This window comes from Georgenia thermotolerans (assembly GCF_009193185.1).
Taxonomy (GTDB): domain Bacteria; phylum Actinomycetota; class Actinomycetes; order Actinomycetales; family Actinomycetaceae; genus Georgenia; species Georgenia thermotolerans.
This window is the reverse complement of the sequence record NZ_VUKF01000062.1, coordinates 1-20,040: the sequence shown is the minus strand read 5'-3', so window position 1 is coordinate 20,040 and position 20,040 is coordinate 1. Positions and strand designations below refer to the sequence as shown.

Here is a 20,040-nt window from a genome sequence, read left to right as displayed (position 1 = left end):
CGATCCCCGACGCCCCGGCGCTGGCGAAGGCCGAGGGACAAGCCACCCGGGTGGTCACAGCCAAGGGGGTCGTCACCGTCATCGGCACCCGCTTCATGCTCGGCGAGGCCCACGCCGGCCAGACCGTCCACATCATCTGGGACCCGACCACCGTGGAGTTCTTCGACGCCAACGGTGAGAGCATCCGCACCACCCCACGACCAGCCCCCGGAACCCGCTACGTCGGCAACGGACAACCCCGCGGCTTCATGGCCCGCTACGCCAACCGTCACCCATCTCCTGAGACACCAACTGTCACCGATGTCCTGAGACAACAACCGTCACCGAAGTCCTGAGACATCACACACGAGGCGTCAACTCGGCCGCGAGGCGTCAGTCCGTCACGAGCCGTCATCACCGTGCCCAGCCGTCATGACCGCCGGGGTCGGGACGCGGGGACGCGACACGCCGGGCGGGCCCCGCCATGGCCAGTCTCCGACCCGTGAGGACGCCGGTCCCGCACCCGCCACGGACCGCTCTCGACCGGTTCGCGGACAGCCGCACCGGGACGGGGGCGGCCCGGTGCGAGACTGTGCACCGTGTTCGACCGTCTCGGCCGCGTGGTCACCCGCCGCCCCCGTACGATCATCGCCGCATGGGCCGTCATCGCCCTCGTCTGCGTGCTGACGGCGCTGGCCGGCGTCACCGGGCAGGGCCTCTTCGACCGCCTCCGCACCGGCGAGCCCGCCGTCCCGGGGTCCGAGAGCCAGGCGGGCCGGGAGATCCTCTCCGAGGCCGAGAACACGGGCACCGAGATCACCCTCCTGGTGCGCGGCGCCGACCTCGGCGACGAGGCCCAGGTGACCGCGCTCGGCGAGGCGCTGCGGCCGGCGCACGAGGACCTCACCGCCATCGCCGGCGTCGACACGGTCGTGGACCCCTTCCTCCTGCCGGGCGGGATCACCAACCCCGCCGCCGCCGGGCTGGTCTCCACCGCCAAGGACGGCTTCCTCGTCGTCGTCATGCTCGACCACGGCCTGAAGGACCAGGCGAAGGAGAGCGCGCACGACGCCGTCGTCGACCGCCTCGACGCCGTGCCGGGCGAGCTCGCCGACGTCGCCCCGGGGATCACCGGCATCACCAGCTCCACGCCGATCTTCGCCCAGGAGATCGTCGACCAGGTGCGCGAGGACCTGGTGACCGGGGAGGTCGTGGCCCTGCCGGTGGCGCTGCTCATCATGGTCGTCGTCTTCGGCGGGTTCCTCTCCGCCGGCATCCCCCTCGTCGGGGCGCTGGCCTCCATCGTCGGCGGGCTGGGCGTGGTGCTCGCGCTGACGTACGCGATGGACATCGACTCCTTCGTCATCAACGTCGTGACGGTCCTCGGGCTCGGCCTGTCGGTCGACTACGGGCTGCTCATCGTCTCCCGCTTCCGGGAGGAGGCCCACCGTCTGACCGCCGCCGCCAGCGCCGCGGCGGCCGAGACCCCCGCCACCGGGCTGCGCCGCCGGCGGCGGCGCCCGGGCGGCCAGCTCGTCGAGCAGGCCGTGCGCACCGCCGTGGCGACCGCCGGGCGGACCGTCGCCTTCTCGGCGGTCACCGTGGCCCTCGCCGTCGCCGGGCTGCTCCTCATGCGCCCGGAGGTGCTGCGCTCGATCTCCGCCGCCGGCGTGGCGGTCGTGCTGCTCGCGGTGCTCTCCGCGATCACCCTCGTCCCCGCCGTGCTGACGGTCCTCGGCGCGCGGATGCTCCGCCCGTCGGTCCTCAGCCGCGTGCCGGGTCTGCGCCGCCTGGTCAACGGCCTGGGCGACGTCGCCCCCGAGGAGGGCGTCTTCTCCCGCCTCGCGCGCCGCGTCCACGACCACCCGTGGCTGGTGCTCGTCGGCTCGGTGGCCGTGCTCGCCCTGCTGGCCTCCCCCGTGGCCGGGCTGCAGATGCGCAACTCCACCGCCGAGCTGCTGCCGTCGGCCTCGCCCCAGCGCGAGTACCTGCGCATCCTCGCCGCCGACTACCCCGCCGCCGCCGCCCCGGACGTCACCGTCGTCGCGCGCACCGACGTCGAGGACGCCGCCGGGCTGGCCGAGCAGGTCGGCGCCGTGCCCCACGTCACGCAGGTCGCCCCGCCGGTCGCGGCCGACGGCTACACCGTGCTCAGCGTCTTCGTCGACACCGACGACGCCGGCAGCGCCGAGGCCGCCGCCGTGGTGCGGGACATCCGCGACCTCGACCCGGGCTACCCGACCTGGGTGGTGGGGCAGGCGGCCAACCAGATCGACTTCAACGCCGCGCTCGTCCAGGGCCTGCCGGTGGCGGGCGGCATCGTCGTCGTCGCCGTCCTGGTGCTGCTCTTCCTCATGACCGGCTCCGTCCTGGTGCCGGTCAAGGCGATCCTGGTCAACGTCCTGTCTCTGAGCGCCTCCCTCGGCGTGACGGTCTGGGTCTTCCAGCAGGGCCACGGCGCCGGCCTGCTGGGCTTCACCCCGCTGAGCGGCCTGGAGTCCTACGTCGTGGCCGTGGTCGTGGCGTTCGGGTTCGGCCTGGCCATGGACTACGAGGTGTTCCTGCTCTCGCGGATCAAGGAGTACTGGGACGCCGGTTACAGCAACGACGACGCCGTCGTCCACGGCCTGCAGCGCTCCGGGCGGATCATCACCTCCGCGGCGCTCATCGTGGTGGCGGTCTTCGCCGGGTTCGTCGCCGGCGACCTCATCGTCATCAAGCAGGTCGGCGTGGCCCTCGCCGTGACCGTGCTGGTCGACGCCACGCTCGTGCGCATGCTGCTCGTGCCGGCCACGATGACGCTGCTCGGCCGGTGGAACTGGTGGGCGCCGGCGCCGCTGGCGCGCGTGTACGGCCGGCTCAAGATCGTGCACTGAGGCCCGGCCCGTGCCGCTGCTCCTCGACCTGACCCCGTTGCGGGTCAACCCGGCCTATCGCCGGCTGTGGACGGGGTTCACGCTGTCGGGCATCGGCACCCAGCTCGCGACGACGGCCATCGGGCTGCAGGTCTACGAGATGACCGGCAGCTCGTTCTCGGTGGGCCTGGTCGGGGTGTTCGCGCTCGTGCCGATCGTGGTACTCGGCCTGTACGGCGGGGCGCTGGTGGACACGCACGACCGGCGCACCGTCGCCATGCTCGGCGGCGCGGCCCTGTGGGTGGGGGCGATCCTCAACACCGTCCAGGCCGCGCTGGGCAACACCAACCCCTGGGTGCTCTACGCCCTGGTCGCCGTCACCAACGCCGGCTTCGCGGTCATCAGCCCCGCCCGGTCCGCGATCTACCCGCGGCTGCTGCCGCTGCACCTGCTCCCGGCGGCGAACGCCCTCAACGTCGGCGCCATGAACGCCGCCCTGACGGTGGGTCCGCTCCTCGCGGGCGTGCTCATCGACCGCAGCGGGTACGTGCTCACCTACGGCTTGGACGCAGTGCTGTTCGCCTTCGCCATGTGGGGGCTGGCACGCCTGGGGCCCGTGCCGCCGGAGCCGGACGCCGACGGCGCGCCCGCCCGCCGGGTCCCGGGCCTGCGCAGCGTGCTCGACGGGCTGCGCTTCCTCAGCACCCGGCCCAACGTCCGCATGACCTTCCTCGCCGACTTCTGCGCGATGATCCTCGCCCAGCCGCGGGCGCTGTTCCCCGCGGTGGCGCTCGTGGCCTTCGGCGGCGGCGCCGCCATGGTGGGACTGATGAGCGCGGCCATCGCGGTGGGCGCGCTGGCCGCGATGGTCCTCTCCGGGCCGCTGGGGCACGTGGTCCGCCAGGGCCGGGCGGTGGTCCTGGCGGTCGTGGCCTGGGGCGTGGCCGTGGTGGGCTTCGGGCTCAGCGTGCTGCTGGCCGGGCGGGCCCTCGAGCCCACGCACGCGCTGTGGCTCGCCGCCGCCTTCCTGGCCGCCGCCGGCGCCGCCGACTCCGTCTCCTCGGTCTTCCGCAACACGATCCTGCAGGCGGCGACGCCGGACCACCTGCGCGGGCGCCTCCAGGGCGTGTTCATCGTCGTCGTGGCCGGCGGCCCGCGCGTGGGCGACCTCGTGTCCGGGTCGCTGGCCACGGCGTGGACCGAGTGGGCCGCGATCGTCGCCGGCGGGGTGGCCTGCGTCCTCGCGGTCCTCGCCCTGGCCCGGTGGCAGCGCGGCTTCCTCGCCTACGACGCGCGGCATCCCACGCCCTGACGCCCGGCCCGACGGCGCCCCTACCCCGCCGCCTCGCCGGCCGCGCGCAGCGCCGCGGCGGCAGGCGCCGCACCACCGACGTCCTCCGGACCGACCGGCCCGGCCGCCGCGGCGAGCGCGTCCTGGTGGCGCAGCAGGGCGATGACCCGGCCGGCGGCCTCGTCCACCCGGGCGCGGTCGAGGGTCCCGTCCTTGATCGCGGCGACCACGGCGGCTTGCGCGGCGGCGTTGTCGGCGGGGTTGAGCAGCAGGTCCGCACCCGCCTCGAGCGCGGCGACGGCGACCTCCCCCGGGCCGCCGACCGCGCCGAGTGCCCCCATGCCCAGGCTGTCGGTGACGGCCACGCCGGAGAAGCCGAGGTCCTCGCGCAGCACCCGGTACGCCGCGGGCGAGACCGACGCGGGCACGCCGGGGTCCCACGCGGTGACGTCGACGTGGCCGAGCATGACCATCGGGACGCCGGCGTCCACCGCGGCCCGGAAGGGCGGCAGGTCGTGGGCGCGCAGCTCGGCGGCCGTGGCGTCCTGCACGGGCAGCGCCTCGTGGGAGTCCGTGGTCAGCGCGCCGTGGCCCGGGAAGTGCTTGACCGCGGGCAGCACCGCGCCGTCGAGGAAGCCCTCCATGGCGGCGACCACCGTGCCGGAGACCCGGGCGGGGTCGGTCCCGGCGGACCGGGAGCCGATGGTGACGTCCTGGTCCGGCACGGTCACGTCCGCCACCGGCGCCCAGTCCACGGTGAGCCCGGAGGCGCGCAGTTCGCGCGCCATGGCGGCGTAGGCGGTGGTGACGACGTCGGCCGGGGCCCGGCCGGCCACGGCGAAGGGCGGGAAGGTGGTCCACGGCCCGTCGGCGCCGGACATGCGCTGGACGGCGCCGCCCTCGTTGTCCGTGCTCACCAGCCCGGGCCAGTCCCGCCCGTCGGCGGCGACGGCGGCGTGCACGCCGGCGCTCAGCGCGCGGACCTGCTCCAGGCTCGCCACGCTGCTGCCGGTGATCATCACGCCGGCCAGGTGCAGCTCGCTCACCAGGTCGGCGGCCTCGCGGGGGTCGGTGCCGTGCAGCCGCCCGACGATGACCTGCCCGGCGACCTCCTCCGGGCTCATCGCCGCGGCGGCGCGCGTGGCGGCCGCGACCTCCTCGGGGCCGGGCCCCCAGGGGTGGGCGAACGCCGTCGGCGTGGGCGCCGGCGTCGGCGACGGCGCGTCGTCCTTCCCGGGGCGGGCCGCGCACCCGGCCGTGACCAGCGCCGCCCCGAGCCCGGCGAGCACCGCGCGGCGGGTGAGGGGGCGACCGGTCGGACGCGGTGTCATCGCGGGTCCAGCCCCTCGAACTCCTGCCCGACGGCGAACCCGAGGCTGGCGTAGAGCCGGCGCGCGCCGTCGTGGTCGGCCCAGATGCCGAGGTGGACCACCGGGGCACGCTCCAGCGCCCGCCGGGTGACGGCGGCGACCATCGTGCGGGCGACCCCGCCGCGGCGGTGGGCGGGATCGACCGCGACGGCGGAGAGGTGGACACCCGCACCTGCCGGCACGACCGCGCCCTCCCCCGCGCCGGGCCCGGGCACCTCGGCCGCCAGCACCCCGGTGAGCGTGCCGTCCGGCGCGGGGTAGCCCCACCAGTCCAGCTCGGCGTCGCCGGGGCGGGCGCCGCGCTCGGGATAGGCACGGGCGAGGACGGCGTGGACGTCGTCGAGCCGACCGGGCAGGGGGCCGACCCGGTCCTCCCCCGGCTGGGCCGCCGGGGGCCGGTCGGTCGACATCCAGTCCCAGTCGCGCGCGAGCGTCAGCGCCGTGCGCTGCCGCTCCGGGGCGGTCAGCCGGCCCCAGGTGCCGCGGGTGAGGATGACGTGGTCGACGGCCGGCAGCTCCGTGGCCGCGACGAGGGGCGCGAGGTGCTCGGGCGTCCCGAGACCGACGAGCAGCCGCCGGCGCTCGCCCACGCACAGCGCCAGTGCGGCCCGCCCGCCGGGTGCGCCCCACGCCTCGGCGAGGGGGTAGTGACCGCGGTTGGCGCGCCAGAACGGCCAGCGGCCGAGGAGCTCCTCGCCGCTGGCCGTGGTGGTGGTGCTCAGGCCGTCAGACCGTGGCCTCATCCTTGGCCTTGTCCTGCTCCTTGGGCTTGGGCTGGGCGTCGACGCCGGCCTCCTTGCGCTGCTCCGGGGTGATCGGGGCGGGCGCCTGGGTCAGCGGGTCGTAGCCGCCGCCGGACTTGGGGAAGGCGATGACGTCGCGGATCGAGTCCGAGTGGGTGAGCAGGGAGACGATCCGGTCCCAGCCGAAGGCGATGCCGCCGTGCGGCGGGGCGCCGAACTTGAACGCGTCGAGCAGGAAGCCGAACTTCTCCTGGGCCTCCTCCTCGCCGATGCCCATGACGTTGAAGACCCGCTCCTGCACGTCCCGGCGGTGGATACGGATGGACCCGCCGCCGATCTCGTTGCCGTTGCAGACGATGTCGTAGGCGTAGGCCAGCGCCTCGCCCGGGGACTCCTCGAACCGGTCGATCCACTCCGGCGTCGGGGAGGTGAAGGCATGGTGGACGGCGGTCCAGGCGCTGTGGCCCAGCGCGACGTCGTCGTCCTCCCCGGTGGGCTTGAACAGCGGGGCGTCGACCACCCAGACGAAGGCCCACGCGTCCTCGTCGATCAGGCCGACGCGGCGGCCGATCTCCAGGCGCGCGGCGCCGAGCAGGGCGCGGGCGTCGGAGGCGCGGCCGGCGGCGAAGAACACGCAGTCGCCGGGCTTGGCGCCGACGGCGGCGGCCAGGCCCTCGCGCTCGGCGTCGGAGAGGTTCTTGGCGACCGGGCCGCCCAGGGTGCCGTCCTCGGCGACGGTGACGTAGGCCAGGCCCTTGGCGCCGCGGGACTTGGCCCAGTCCTGCCAGGCGTCGAAGGTCCGGCGCGGCTGGGAGGCCCCGCCGGGCATGACGACGGCGCCGACGTAGGGGCTCTGGAACACCCGGAAGGGGGTGTCCTTGAAGTACTCGGTGAGGTCGGTCAGCTCCAGGCCGAAGCGCAGGTCCGGCTTGTCGGTGCCGTACTTCTCCATCGCCTCCTTGTAGGTCATGCGGGCGATGGGCCGGGGGATCTCGACGTCGATGAGCTTCCACAGCTCGGCGAGGACCTCCTCGGCGACGGCGATGACGTCGTCCTGGTCCACGAAGCTCATCTCGACGTCGAGCTGGGTGAACTCCGGCTGCCGGTCGGCGCGGAAGTCCTCGTCGCGGTAGCAGCGCGCGATCTGGTAGTAGCGCTCCATGCCGGCCACCATGAGCAGCTGCTTGAACAGCTGCGGCGACTGCGGCAGGGCGTACCAGCTGCCCGGCGCGAGGCGGGCCGGGACGAGGAAGTCGCGGGCGCCCTCGGGGGTGGACCGGGTGAGCGTGGGGGTCTCGATCTCGACGAAGTCCTGGCCGTCGAGCACCCGGCGGGCGGCCTGGTTGACCTTGGCGCGAAGCCGCAGCGCGTGCTGCTGGGGCTTGCGCCGCAGGTCGAGGTAGCGGTACTTCAGCCGCGCCTCCTCCCCGACCTGGCCGGAGTCCTCGGCGTGCTCGGAGACCTGGAAGGGCAGCGCGTCGGCCTTGTTGAGCACGACGACGTCCTGCGCGATGACCTCGATCTCGCCCGTCGGGAGGTTGGGGTTCGCGTTGCCCTCCGGACGGCGGGCCACCTCGCCGGTGACCTGGAGGACGAACTCGCTGCGCAGCTCGTGCGCGACGGCCTCGTCACGGATGACGACCTGGGCGATGCCGGAGGCGTCGCGCAGGTCGATGAACGCCACGCCGCCGTGGTCGCGGCGCCGGTCGACCCAGCCGGTGAGGGTGACGGTGGACGAGATGTCGCTGGCGCGCAGGGAGCCGGCGGTGTGGGTGCGGAGCACGGATTTCCTTCCAACGGTCGGGCGCACCGCTAGACGGGCGGGCGCTCCGAGAATCTTAGTGGCCGCCTCTCGCCGCGCCCGGGCGGAGCGCACGTGGCCCACGGCACAGCGCCGGTGGCCCGCAGCACAGCGCCCGTGGCCCGCGGCACAGCGCCGCGCGGCGTTCGCCCCGGGCGCGGCGCCTGCGCCATCATCGTCCCCGTGCACGACAGCGACGGCGCAGGCCGGCGGGCCCGCGCCCCGCACCAAGCCCCCGCGGCACCGCAGCCCCCGGATGCGGCCGGCCCCGACCTCGTCCGGCTGCTGCTCGTCGGCTCCGTCTCGCTCATCACGCTCGTGGCGTTCGAGGCCCTGGCCGTGGGCACCGCCATGCCGGCGGTCACGGCGGACCTCGGCGGCCTGCACCTCTACGCCGTCGCCAGCGGCGCACCCCTCGCCGCCCAGCTCGTCGCCACCGCGGTCGGCGGGGCGTGGAGCGACGCCCGGGGGCCGCGCGGCTCCCTCGTGGCCGGCATCGCCGCGTTCTGCGCCGGGCTCGTGGTCGCCGGGCTCGCCCCGAGCATGGAGGTCCTCGCCGTCGGCCGGGCGATCCAGGGCTTCGGCGGCGGGCTGCTGCTCGTCCCGCTGTACGTGCTCGTCGGGGCGCTGGTGCCGCAGGCGCGCCAGCCGCGCTTCTTCGCCGCGTTCGCCGCCGCGTGGGTGGTGCCGGGCCTGGTGGGGCCGGGGATCGCCGGGCTGGTCGTCGAGCACGCCTCGTGGCGCTGGATCTTCCTGGCCGTGCCGACCCTGACCGTGGCCGTCTCGCTCGCGCTCGTGCCGCTGCTGCGCCGCGTCGGCCGCGACGGCGCGCCGCGCACCAGCGGTGGTCGGCGCCGGACCCGCCGCCTGCTGCTCGCCGCCCTCGGCGCCGGGCTCGCCGCGGGGGTGCTGCAGGTGGCCGGCGCCGAGCGCAGCGCCTGGGCGCTGGCGGCCGCGGCGGGCGCGGTGGTCGTCCTCGTGGTGGCCGCGCCGGTCCTGCTCCCGGCCGGCACCGCCCGGCTCCGCCGGGGCGTGCCCGCCGCCGTGGCCTGCCGCGGGCTGCTGAACGCGACCTTCATCAGCGCCGAGGTGCTGCTGCCGCTGCTGCTCGTGCGCGAGCACGGCTGGGACATCCCGGTGGCCGGCCTCGTGCTCACCGCCAGCTCGGTCACCTGGGCGCTGGGGTCCCAGGTGCAGGGCCGGATCCAGGACCCGCGCCGCCGCTCCCAGATCACCTGGGCCGGGCCGGCCATCCTCACCCTCGGCACCCTGGTCACCGCCGCCGCGACGCTGCCCGGCGTGCCCGCGTGGCTGGTCATCGTCGGGTGGACCGTCGCGGGCTGCGGGATGGGCCTGGTCTTCCCCGCGCTCTCCGTGCTCGTGCTGCAGGCCACGCCGGCGGAGCAGCACGGCCAGGTCAGCTCCGCGCTCCAGATCTCCGACGGGCTCGGCGCCGCGCTCGGCCTGGCCGGCGCGGGCGCGCTGTTCACCACCCTGGTCGGGGCCGGCGGCACCGAGGGCTATCTCGCCGCCCTGCTCCTGGCCGCCGGGCTCGGCGTGCTCGCGGCCGTGGCCGGTGCCCGGGCCGCGGGTGGCGACCCCGCGCACTGAGGCCCCATGCCCGAGACTGTCGGTGTGGACCCGGCGTGCCAGGGCCCTTGTGCCTGAGGTCACCGGCCCCGCCCGCGCCACGGAGCAGCTGCGGCCGATAACCTAGAGGCTCCTGGAGTGAACGAGACCGCCCAGGCCCCGTGCGGAAGTGTCGCGTGGTGGGGCCGCTCGCGCGGATGGTGGGTCGCCGACCTGGCGAAGTCACCCGCACTCCGCTGACGATGGGTATCTCCTTTGACCACCCCTGCCTACGCTGCCCTCCCGACCGACGACGCCGTCGAGCTCGCCGTCCCCGAGGACGTCTCCGCCCTGATGAGCGCCGCCTCCGCCGACGAGGCCGCCACGACCACCGAGGCCCAGGCCGACGCCGACGCCGAGGCCGAGTCCGCCGTCGAGACGGAGGCCGACGCCGACGACGACGCCACCGCCGACGCGGTGACCTTCGCCGACCTCGGCCTGCCGGCCGACCTGCTCGCCGCCGTCTCCGACCTCGGCTTCACCACCCCCACCGACATCCAGGCCGAGGCCATCCCCGTCCTGCTCGGCGGCCGCGACGTCGTCGGCATCGCCCAGACCGGCACCGGCAAGACCGCCGCGTTCGGCCTGCCGCTGCTGGCCGCCGTCGACCCGAAGGACCGCGCGGTGCAGGCCCTGGTCCTCACCCCCACCCGCGAGCTCGCGATGCAGGTGTCCGACGCCGTCGCGTCCTTCGCGCACCGCACCCGTGACCTGGTCGTCCTGCCGGTCTACGGCGGGTCGAGCTACGTGCCGCAGCTGCGCGCGCTCAGGGACGGCGCTCAGGTCGTCGTCGGCACGCCGGGACGCATCATGGACCTCATCGAGCGCGGCAGCCTGGACCTCTCCGGCGTGCGCTTCCTCGTCATGGACGAGGCGGACGAGATGCTCCGCATGGGCTTCGCCGAGGACGTCGAGGTGATCGCCGGTCACGTGCCGACCTCGCGCCGCACCGCCCTGTTCTCGGCCACGATGCCCGCCGCCATCAAGAAGGTGGCGGCCACCCACCTGAACAACCCCGTCCGCGTCGCCGTCACCCGGCCCGCGTCCACCGTCTCCACGGTCCACCAGACCTACGCCGTCGTGCCGTTCAAGCACAAGGTCGGGGCGCTCAGCCGCGTGCTGGCCACCACCGAGGCCGACGCCGCCATCGTCTTCGTGCGCACCAAGGGCACCGCCGAGGAGGTCGCGCTCGAGCTCGCCGGCAAGGGCATCCAGGCCGCCGCCCTCTCCGGCGACGTGCCGCAGAAGGAGCGCGAGAAGCTCGTCGAGCGCCTGCGCAACGGCTCCCTCGACGTCCTGGTGGCCACCGACGTCGCCGCCCGCGGCCTCGACGTCGAGCGCATCGGCCTGGTCGTCAACTTCGACGTGCCGCGGGAGAACGACGCCTACGTCCACCGCATCGGCCGCACCGGCCGCGCCGGCCGCACCGGCACCGCGCTGACCTTCCTGACCCCGCGCGAGCGGGGCCGCCTGGTCCAGATCGAGCGGGCCACCGGCTCGACCCTCGAGGAGGTCGCCCTCCCGACGCCGGCGGACGTCTCCCGGCACCGCGCCGAGCAGCTCTTCGGCAAGGTGGCCGTGCGCCACGAGGCCGGCCGGCTGGAGATGTACCGCGACGCCGTCGCCGCCTACGTCGAGGAGTCCGGGCTCGACCTCACCGAGGTCGCCGCCACCCTCGTCGCCCTCGCCGTGGGCGACGACGGGCCCCGCCGCCGCGACGAGGACGGCCCGCGGGTGCGGCGCGAGGAGCGGGTGGACGAGGACGGCACGTTCCTCGGCGCCACCTTCGACGAGGGCTTCGCGCCCAAGCAGGCCCGCGGCGCCGCCGAGCGCGGCGGCCGCCGGCCCCGGGTGGCCGGGGTGCGCTACCGCGTCGAGGTCGGCCACAAGGACGGCGTCCAGCCCGGCGCCATCGTCGGCGCGATCACCGGCGAGGGCGGCCTGCGCGGCTCCGACCTGGGCAAGATCGACATCTTCCCGAGCTTCTCCCTCGTGGAGATCAGCGGCGACCTCTCCCCCGAGACGACCCGGCGCATCGGCGCCGCCAAGGTCGCCGGCCGCGCCCTGCGCATCCGCCCCGACGAGGGCCCGCGCGGCGGCAAGGGGCACAAGCACGGCGGTCACGGCGGCTGGGACAAGCCCGGCCGCGGCGAGCGGGGCCTGCGCCCCTCCCGGCCCGCCGGCGGCCCGCGCCGCGGGCACTGACCCGCACCTCTTAACGAACGCCCCGTCTCGGCTCGCCGCGGCGGGGCGTTCGCCGTCCCTACCCCGGCGCTCCCGGACCGGTGGCCGCCTCGTGACGGTCCGGGGCGGCCAGCACCGCGGCCCGGGCCCGGTTCGCTCCGGCCGCCACGAACCGCTCCAGCGGGCCCTGCCCGAGGTACCTGTGCCACAGAACGGCGAAGGGCAGGGCCACGCCGATGATGATGAGGTACCGGGCCAGGGGGGCGGCCACCAGGTCGGACTGTGCGAACGGCGTATGGGCGGAGTAGATGGTCAGCGTCATCGCCCCGGCCACCCCGATCGGCCACAGCAGGCGCCGCGCGGAGGGCAGCCGGGTGACCAGCAGGACGGCACCGAGCACCGCGACGGCGCAGCCCAGGGTGTACAGCATGTCGAGCGGTGTGCCCGAGTGGTGGACGTTGAGGGCGAGCCACCACCACGAGGGCACCTCGTCGCCGTCCCAGACGACCTGGGCCGGCGTCGTGCCCGCCCCCGCGGCGAGGAGGTGCTGCACGCCGCCCAGGGGGTACAGGAGCAGCCACGAGACGGACCAGGCGACCAGGGCCGTCGTCAGGCCGCCGACGAGCAGCCGGACGGCCACCTTGGCGGAGGACAGGTTGAGCTGGCCGATGGCCATGCCGACGCAGATGTAGGCCATGTTCGTCACGGCCGGGAAGTCGCCGGTCACCAGGAGCTGCTGGACGAAGCCGATCGGGTCGGTGAAAGGTGAGGTCAGCGTGAGCTGGTTGAACGCCTCGTCCCAGTCCAGCGCGTACGACGCCAGCAGGATCAGGGGGCTGACCACGACCAGCCCCCCGGCGATGGCGGCCAGCGTGCGTGGGCGCAGGCCGACCAGCGGGATGGCGAGGAGGAAGAACGCGCCGTAGTAGGCCAGGATCACCGAGATCGTCGCGACGTAACCCAGCGCGAGGCCGATGGCCCCGATCAGCACGGCCCGGGCGGCGATGTTGGCCCGGGCCGCCCGGCGGGCGCGGCCTTCCATGGGGTGCCGGCCGCCGCTGATGAAGGCCAGGCTGATCCCCGCGACCATGACGAACAAGGTCGCGGAGCGCCCGGTCACCGTCATGCCGGCCAGCGAGGGTCCGCCGTCGGGTCCCAGCGGCGTCCAGACGTTCGCGGCGAGCATCGCCACCAGCGCCACCCCCCGGGTGACGTCGACGCCGAGGAACCGCGGCTTGCCCGGCGCGCCGGTCGACCGGAGCTGCGCCTGGCCGGCTTCCGCGGCGGCGGTGCCCGGCGCGGGGCGGCGGTCCGAAGACCCTGGGGGCGGGCTCACCCGCTCGTGCGCGGCTCGCTCGGTCATGGCGGGCTCCTCCCGCTGCGTCGAGGACGTCACCTGCGCGACCGCAAGACGGGACCTCTCTGCACCAGCGGGGTCGAGCACGGCCGCACGGAAGCCACCACGCTAACCACGCAGGTGCGACACGGGAAGCGCGCTCCTGACGGCCCTGTCAGCGGACGGTCCCGGCCAGAACCGCGGCCGTCGGCACCGCCCCTGACCGCGCAGGGCGCGGCGTGACCGGTCCCACCCGGTGCCCACGTCGCGGCCCGACCGGCCCGCCGGCCCCTCCGGGGGCCGCGGCCGAGACCACGAGGTCAGCGCGACAGCTCGCCCAGCGCGCCGGCGAACCGGGAGAACTCGGCCAGCTGCTCCGCGAGCGGGCCGACCACCTGCTCGCGCACGGTCTGGTCGACCGCCTCCCGCAGCCGTCGCTCGACGCGGCGGGCGCGGCGCCGGGCGCCGACCCGCGCGGCCACGGACCCGACGAGCGTCAGCACCAGCCCGACCACCAGGCCGCCGCCGAGCAGGACGGTCGGCCAGGGCAGCGGGCCGGCCGTCGGCGTGACCGGCTCGGGCAGGCGCAGGTACGCCAGGGCGGCGAGCACCCCCAGCCAGGCCGCGCCGGCGATCGCGGTGAGCAGGAACAGCCACTGCAGCACGCCCAGCACCCGCCACCAGGCGGGGCGGCGGGTCTGCTCGAGCTCGGCGCCGGCCACCCGCTGGTCCAGGGAGTCCACCAGGGCGGGGATCCGCGCGGTGACGTCCTCGAGGACGTCGGCGCGCCACTGTCCCGGCAGGTGCGTGGTGCCGCCGGCGACCAGGGCGTGCGCGGCCGCGCGCACCGCCGCCTCCTGCACCGGGGTGGGTCCGGGCAGCGAGGTCCGGGCCAGCCGGACGTCCTCCGCCTGGGCGCCCAGGTGCAGCCGCTTGAGCGGGTCCGGGCGCAGCCGGGCCACCCACCGCACCGGCGGCCAGCCGACGTGCCGGCGGGCGGCGCGCACGTAGGACCCGCGGGTCGCGTCGCGGACGGCGTCCACGCCGGCGGCCTTGGCCGCGGCGCCGACGAGCCGGGCCACGGCGGCGTCCCCGACCTCGGCCGGCGCCCCGGCCGGGTCGGTCTCCGCGGCGCGCGCGAGCTCCGCGGCGGCGGTGCGCACGTCGGCGGCCAGGCGCAGCTGGGCCGCCCGGCGCCCCTCGGCGACGGCGGCGATCCGCTCGCGCAGCTCGGGCACCCCGGTGCCCTCCCGGGCCGAGACGGCGTGCACCTCCACCCCGTCGAGCCCGTCGCGGGCGAGCAGCCGGGTCAGGTCGGCCAGCACGGCCGCACGCTCCCCCGCGGGCAGGGTGTCGACCTGGTTGAGCGCCACCAGCGTGACGTCGGCGTGCGCGGCCATGGGCTCGAGGAAGTCCTCGTGCACGATCCCGTCGGCGTACTTCTGCGGGTCGAGCACCCACACGAGCACGTCCACGCGGCCCGCCATGCGCGCGGCCACCCGCCGGTGGTCGGCCACGGTGGAGTCGATGTCGGGCAGGTCGAGCAGGACGAGGCCGCCGGGCCCGTCGCCGGCCAGGGTGCGCTCGGGCACGCCGAGCCAGTCGAGCAGGTCGGCGGCGTCGTCGTCGCCCCACACCGCCGCCAGCGGCTGGTGGGTGGTGGGCCGCCGGGCGGCCACCCGGGCCACCTCGCGCCCGAGCAGGGCGTTGAACAGGGAGGACTTGCCCGAGCCGGTGGCCCCGAGCAGGGCGACGACCGTCCGTCCGGTGGCCAGGTTCTGCCGCTCCTCCGCGCGGGCGAGCAGCGCCCGGACCGCCTCGACGTCGTCGGCGGGCAGGTGCCCGTCGGCCAGCTCGACCGCCTCGCCGAGCAGGGACAGGTCGCGCGGGAGGGCGGCGGCCGGGTCGGCCTGCCGGCGGCGGCGCGCGCTCACAGGCCCGCCTCCGCCCGCCGGGCGGCGCGCACGGCGGTGACGGCGGCCCCGATGCGGTCCGGCGCGTCCGGGTCGACGGCCAGCTCGGCGAGGGCGCCGCGGTAGGCGGCCGCCTGCGCGGCGAGGAACTCTCCGGCGCGGCGGTGGAGGTCGGCGCGGGCCGCCTGGGTCATCTTGCGCACGGCGTCGTCGCCGAAGACCGCCTCGAGGAGCTTCTGGGCGACGACGGCGGTGCCGCCGGCGATGGCGATCTCCGCGCCGGTCAGGCCCGCGGTGGAGGCGAAGAGGACCACCATGAGCGCGATGGCCAGGCCGTTGACGCCGAAGGAGAGCATGCGCGCGGTGAACCGCTTGTCGGCGCCCTCGGCGCGGACCATGCCCAGCAGGTCGCCCTGCCAGCCGCGCACCTGCGCCGAGGCCTGGTCGACGAGCTGGTCCTCGGGGGTCAGCGCCGCGGTGGCCCGGGCCAGCACCGTGCGGGCGCCCGGCTCGAGGCGCCAGGCGTGGTCGACGTCGGCGGCGGCCCGGGCGGCCTCGGCCACGAGCAGGGTCTGCAGCCCGGTCTCGATGGCGACCCCGACCTGCTCGGCCGGGGCGGGCCGGCCGCGGAAGAAGCTGCCGATGCGGTCGCGGACGCGGCCGACCTGGGCCTCCACGGACCGGAAGAACTCCCCCGTGCCGACGAACTCCTGCCAGCGGGCGAGCACCTCCCCGCGCAGCATCGCGCCGTCGGCGGTGGCGGCCATGAGGCGCTGGTGGGCCTGCGCGTAGGCCTCGTCCACCTGGGCGGTGAGGGCGTTCTGGGCGCCGATCTGGGCGCGGGCGGCGTCGGCCACCGTGGCGGCCCGCTCGAGGGCGGCGTCCACGGCCCCGCCGAGGGTCTGGCGGGCCACCGACGCCCGCGAGCCGGCGTCGGCGGCGATGCCGTGCAGCCAGCCGCGCAGGGAGGCGACGTCGGCGGCGGGCAGCAGCCCGTCGGCGTCGAGGGCGGTCTCCCGGATGAAGAACAGCGGCGCCCGGCCCAGGCCCTCCTCCTCCAGCCGCGCGGCGAGGTCCTGGCGCACCTCGGCGCTGACCCCGGTGGGGACCCGGTCGAGGACGACGGCGACGACGATGCGGCGGGCGGCCGCCTCGGCGAGCAGCGCCCACGGGATGGCGTCGCCGTACCGGGCGGCCGTGGTGACGAACACCCACAGGTCGGCGGCGGCGAGCAGCTGGTTGGCCAGCTGGCGGTTCTCGGTGACCACGGAGTCGATGTCGGGGGCGTCGAGCAGCGCCAGCCCCGGCGGCAGCTCGGCCGAGTCCCGCAGCTCCAGCTCGTGGTGGGCGCCCTCGCCGGTGACCGGGGCGGCCGGCGCGCCGGGCGCGAGGGTGACCCGCGCCAGGCCGGGCAGGATCCGGTCGTCGGCGAACCAGGCGGCGTCGTCGGGGTGGTGGACCAGCAGCGGGCGGCGGGTGGTGGGCCGGATCGCCGAGGCCACCGCGACCTTGTCGCGCAGCAGGGCGTTGACCAGCGTGGACTTGCCCGCGCCGGTGGAGCCGCCGACGACGGCGAGCAGGGGGGCCTCGAGCTGCTCGTACCGCGGGATGACGTAGTCGCTGAGCTGGTCGAGCACCTCGGCGCGCTCGGCGCGGGCCTCGCCGGCGCCGGCGACGTCGAGCGGGAGCGTGAGCTCGTCGAGGACCTCGCGCAGCCCGTCCAGCGCCGCGAGCACCGCGCTGGCGCCGTCGGGGCCCGCCAGCAGCGTCATCGGCGTTCCGCCGGCACCGGGGCCACCACCCGCGGCCACAGGTCCGCCTGCGGCGGGGTCCACGTGGCGGCGTCGGCGGGAACCTGCTCCCCGGAGCGAATGTCCTTGACCTCGTCGGCGCCCTCGCCGGGGAACCAGACGAACGGGATGCCGCGACGGTCGGCGTAGCGGATCTGCTTGCCGAACTTCGCCGCGGTCGGGGCGACGTCGGTGGGGATGCCGCGGGCGCGCAGCGTGCGCGCGACCCGGTCGCTGGCCCGGCGGTGCTCCTCGTCGGTGACGGCGACGAGGACGGCGGTGGGCACCGGCCGGGTGGCCCGCGCCAGGTCGTCGCCGAGCACGCGGGCGAGCAGTCGGGAGACGCCGATGGACAGCCCGACGCCGGGGTAGGTGCGCTTGCCGTCGGAGGCGAGGGAGTCGTAGCGCCCGCCGGAGCAGATCGAGCCGAGGTTCTCGTGGCCGATGAGCGTGGTCTCGTAGACGCTGCCGGTGTAGTAGTCCAGGCCGCGGGCGATCTTCAGGTCGGCGACGACGGTGCCGGGGGCGAGGTCCTCGGCGGCCTCGAGCAGCGCCACCAGCTCGCCGAGCCCCTCGTCGAGCAGCGCGGAGCGGGCACCGAGGGCGAGCACCTGGTCCGCGACGGCGGCGTCGACCCCGGAGATCGAGGCGAGGGCGAGGGCGTGGGCGGCCTGCTGCGGGGTCGCGCCGGCCTCCTCCTCCAGGGCGACGGCGACCGCCTCGGGGCCGATCTTGTCGAGCTTGTCGATGACCCGCAGTGCGGACTCGACGTCCTCCAGCCCGATCGCCTCGTAGAAGCCCTGGGCGACCTTGCGGTTGTTGACGCTGATGCGCACCGGCGGGATCGGCAGCGCCGCGAGGGCCTCGGCCATCACCAGCGGCAGCTCGACCTCGTAGTGGAACGGCAGCGTGTCGGCGCCGACGACGTCGATGTCCGCCTGGGTGAACTCGCGGAAGCGGCCGTCCTGGGGCCGCTCGCCGCGCCAGACCTTCTGGATCTGGTAGCGCTTGAAGGGGAAGGTCAGCTGCCCGGCGTGCTCGAGGACGTAGCGGGCGAAGGGGACGGTGAGGTCGAAGTGCAGGCCGAGCTGCTTGTCGGGGTCCTCGGAGGCGACGTCGTCGGGGTCCTCCTGGAGCCGGCGCAGGAGGTAGACCTCCTTGGAGGTCTCCCCCTTGCGCAGCAGCTGGCTCAGGGGCTCGACCGCGCGCGTCTCGACCCCCGCGAAGCCATGGAGCTCGAAGGTGCGCCGCAACGAGTCGAGGACGTAGGTCTCGACGACGCGGCCGTCGGGCAGCCACTCGGGGAATCCGGACAGGGAGGACGCACGTGCCATGGCGACGATCTTCGCACCCGCGCGCCCTTCCGGGCGATTCGCCCCGCCGCCGCGGACGCGCGGTGGGAGGCTCCTGGCCCCGCGCGCGACCGATTCGTTGCTCGCGCCGGGCGACGGCGCCGAGTGCGACGAGATTGCGACTGCCGGGCGCTCCCAGCAGCAACATCGTCGATCTCGAACGCGATGGAGCCGAAGTGCGCGACGGACCCCAAGGATCTCGATGGCGAGAGGCTGATGCGCGAGGGTCAGCGGGTGCCGAGGGCCTCGCGCACGAACGGGTTGGTGGCGAGCTCGTCGGCGAGGACCGTCGCCGGGCCGTGCCCGGGCAGCAGCACCGTGTGCGGCGGCAGCGCGCGGGTGAGGGTGCGCAGGGTCGCAGCCATCTCGTCGGCGTCCCCGCCGGGCAGGTCGGTGCGGCCGATGGAGCCGGCGAAGAACACGTCCCCGCACAGCGCGACCAGGTGCATCCCCTCGCCGTCGGGCTCGGCGTGGGCCGGCAGCACGCCGTCACTCTCCACGACGCCGCGGGCCAGGAGCAGCGTGGAGCCTTCCGTGTGGCCCGGCGCCGGGACCGCGCGCAGGACCACGCCGGGCACCGCCTCCCCGCCGCCGCCGGTGAGCCAGGACGCGGGGAAGGGCTGCGCGGTGGCCGGACGCTCCCACGGCGTGGGCGCCAGCTGGGTGAAGTACTCACCGAGGGGGCCGAGCGCGCCGGCAGGGTCCTCCAGGCGGTAGGCGTCGCGGGTGGCGATGTACACCGGGGCGCCGGCGGCCAGCGCGGCGGCGTCCCAGACGTGGTCGGCGTGGCCGTGGGTGATGACCACCGCCCCCAGGCGCAGGCTGTGCCGCGCGAGCAGGTCCGTCACCGCCGCGGCTGCGCCGGCGCCGGGATCGACGACGACGGCGGTCCCGCCCTCCTCGGCGGCCAGGACGTACGCGTGGGTCTCGAGGACGGGGGCGGTCGCCCGCAGGAGCAGCATGCGCCCAGGCTATCGGCCGCTCCGGGGGCGTCCGGACCGGCGGTCGGGCCGAGATGGCAGGTGCCGGAGCGTGGGAGATCGCGTGGTCCGCACGCCGTCGATCGCACGGGCCCGCGCGCCGCGGGGGCAACGTGGCGCGCGCCGGCCACGGGCCCGCGCATGGTCCCCAACCCGCCACGTCGCGAATGTGGTGTGATCCCCGTCGCCTCAGTCCCTAGACTGAGGGCCTCTCCACGCTCCCGGGCCGCGACGCGGACCGGGACGCGCGCCCGCGGGTGCGCAGGCGCGGCGGGGCCGCGGCGGTGGGACCGCCCGGGCAGGTACGAGAACGGTGTGGCACCACGCCAACTCCGTCATCGAGAAGGAGTGACGTCCAAGTGACCGAGCAGTCGAGCCCCAGCGAGACCCGCGCAGCGAACGAGCGGACCCAGAACGAAGCCCAGCCGGCTCCCGAGACGGAGGCCTCGACGGTCGTGGAGACGGAGCGCGCGGAGGAGGTCACCCCGACGGCGGAGAGCGCGGCGGGGGGCGACGCCCCCGTCGGCGATGCGCCCGCCGCCGACGTTCAGGCCGCACCCACGGCCGACGTCACGGACTCGACCGGACCGGCCGCCGCGGCTGCCCCGGACGCCCCCGCAACCGAGGCCGCCTCCGCCGAGCCGGGCGGCGCCGACGAGGTCGCCGCTGCCGCCCCCGCCGCCGAGCCCGCCTCCGCCGATCCCGGGGCTGCCGACGAGACCGCCGCGGCCGCCCCCGCCACCGAGGCCGCCTCCGCCGAGCCGGGCGGCGCCGACGAGGTCGCCGCAGCCGCGCCGGCCGAGCGCCCCCGCCCGAC

At 76.1% G+C, this 20,040-nt stretch carries 12 protein-coding genes and 2 pseudogenes; 6 read left to right on the top strand and 8 right to left on the bottom strand.

The features are described from left to right. From GD970_RS21875 to GD970_RS19720, 3 genes and pseudogenes are all read left to right on the top strand, one after another. Window positions 1–335: pseudogene (locus GD970_RS21875) on the top strand (hypothetical protein); the annotation flags it as partial. 243 nt (window positions 336–578) lie between these two features. Further along, complete coding sequence (locus tag GD970_RS19725) at window positions 579–2,855, top strand: MMPL family transporter (RefSeq protein WP_170297321.1); 2,277 nt, start codon at window positions 579–581, stop codon at window positions 2,853–2,855. A 10-nt stretch (window positions 2,856–2,865) separates the two neighbouring features. Next, window positions 2,866–4,146: an MFS transporter gene (locus tag GD970_RS19720; RefSeq protein ID WP_152204608.1), complete on the top strand. Its 1,281-nt coding sequence runs from the start codon at window positions 2,866–2,868 to the stop codon at window positions 4,144–4,146. A 20-nt stretch (window positions 4,147–4,166) separates the two neighbouring features. Here GD970_RS19720 and GD970_RS19715 read toward each other — a convergent pair whose 3' ends face one another. From GD970_RS19715 to aspS, 3 genes are read right to left on the bottom strand one after another with little or no spacing between them, the layout of a single operon-like run. Further along, a complete protein-coding gene (locus GD970_RS19715; protein WP_152204607.1) occupies window positions 4,167–5,456 on the bottom strand; it encodes a glycoside hydrolase family 3 N-terminal domain-containing protein in 1,290 nt (429 codons plus the stop codon). Next, window positions 5,453–6,238 carry a GNAT family N-acetyltransferase gene (locus GD970_RS19710; protein WP_152204606.1) on the bottom strand — a complete coding sequence of 262 codons (786 nt, stop codon included), beginning with the start codon at window positions 6,236–6,238 and terminating at the stop codon, window positions 5,453–5,455. Before GD970_RS19710 ends, GD970_RS19715 begins: the two co-directional genes overlap by 4 nt. After that, a complete protein-coding gene (gene aspS / locus GD970_RS19705) occupies window positions 6,222–8,021 on the bottom strand; it encodes an aspartate--tRNA ligase (RefSeq protein ID WP_152204605.1) in 1,800 nt (599 codons plus the stop codon). The genes GD970_RS19710 and aspS overlap by 17 nt, the downstream gene beginning before the upstream one ends. 201 nt (window positions 8,022–8,222) lie before the next feature. Between aspS and GD970_RS19700 the strand changes: the two genes are divergently transcribed. After that, the gene (locus GD970_RS19700) at window positions 8,223–9,650 is read left to right on the top strand and encodes an MFS transporter (RefSeq protein ID WP_226925491.1); all 1,428 of its coding nucleotides are present in this window, start codon (window positions 8,223–8,225) and stop codon (window positions 9,648–9,650) included. A 312-nt stretch (window positions 9,651–9,962) separates the two neighbouring features. Further along, window positions 9,963–11,873, top strand: a complete 1,911-nt coding sequence (locus GD970_RS19695; protein ID WP_152204611.1) for a DEAD/DEAH box helicase — start codon at window positions 9,963–9,965, stop codon at window positions 11,871–11,873. A 58-nt stretch (window positions 11,874–11,931) separates the two neighbouring features. On the opposite strand, the gene GD970_RS19690 is transcribed toward GD970_RS19695, so the two are convergent. The 5 genes from GD970_RS19690 to GD970_RS19670 form a co-directional block, all read right to left on the bottom strand. Continuing rightward, complete coding sequence (locus GD970_RS19690) at window positions 11,932–13,215, bottom strand: heparan-alpha-glucosaminide N-acetyltransferase domain-containing protein (protein WP_152204604.1); 1,284 nt, start codon at window positions 13,213–13,215, stop codon at window positions 11,932–11,934. Window positions 13,216–13,508: 293 nt separating this feature from the next. Next, a complete protein-coding gene (locus GD970_RS19685; RefSeq protein ID WP_226925490.1) occupies window positions 13,509–15,122 on the bottom strand; it encodes a GTPase family protein in 1,614 nt (537 codons plus the stop codon). Continuing rightward, the gene (locus tag GD970_RS19680) at window positions 15,119–16,873 is read right to left on the bottom strand and encodes a dynamin family protein (protein WP_152204603.1); all 1,755 of its coding nucleotides are present in this window, start codon (window positions 16,871–16,873) and stop codon (window positions 15,119–15,121) included. The genes GD970_RS19685 and GD970_RS19680 overlap by 4 nt, the downstream gene beginning before the upstream one ends. Then, window positions 16,870–18,225 carry a histidine--tRNA ligase gene (hisS, locus tag GD970_RS19675; protein WP_152204602.1) on the bottom strand — a complete coding sequence of 452 codons (1,356 nt, stop codon included), beginning with the start codon at window positions 18,223–18,225 and terminating at the stop codon, window positions 16,870–16,872. Before hisS ends, GD970_RS19680 begins: the two co-directional genes overlap by 4 nt. 245 nt (window positions 18,226–18,470) lie before the next feature. After that, window positions 18,471–19,205 carry an MBL fold metallo-hydrolase gene (locus GD970_RS19670; protein WP_152204601.1) on the bottom strand — a complete coding sequence of 245 codons (735 nt, stop codon included), beginning with the start codon at window positions 19,203–19,205 and terminating at the stop codon, window positions 18,471–18,473. A gap of 377 nt (window positions 19,206–19,582) precedes the next feature. Here GD970_RS19670 and GD970_RS21870 point away from each other — a divergent pair. Continuing rightward, window positions 19,583–20,040, top strand: a pseudogene (locus GD970_RS21870) (cytochrome c1); the annotation flags it as partial.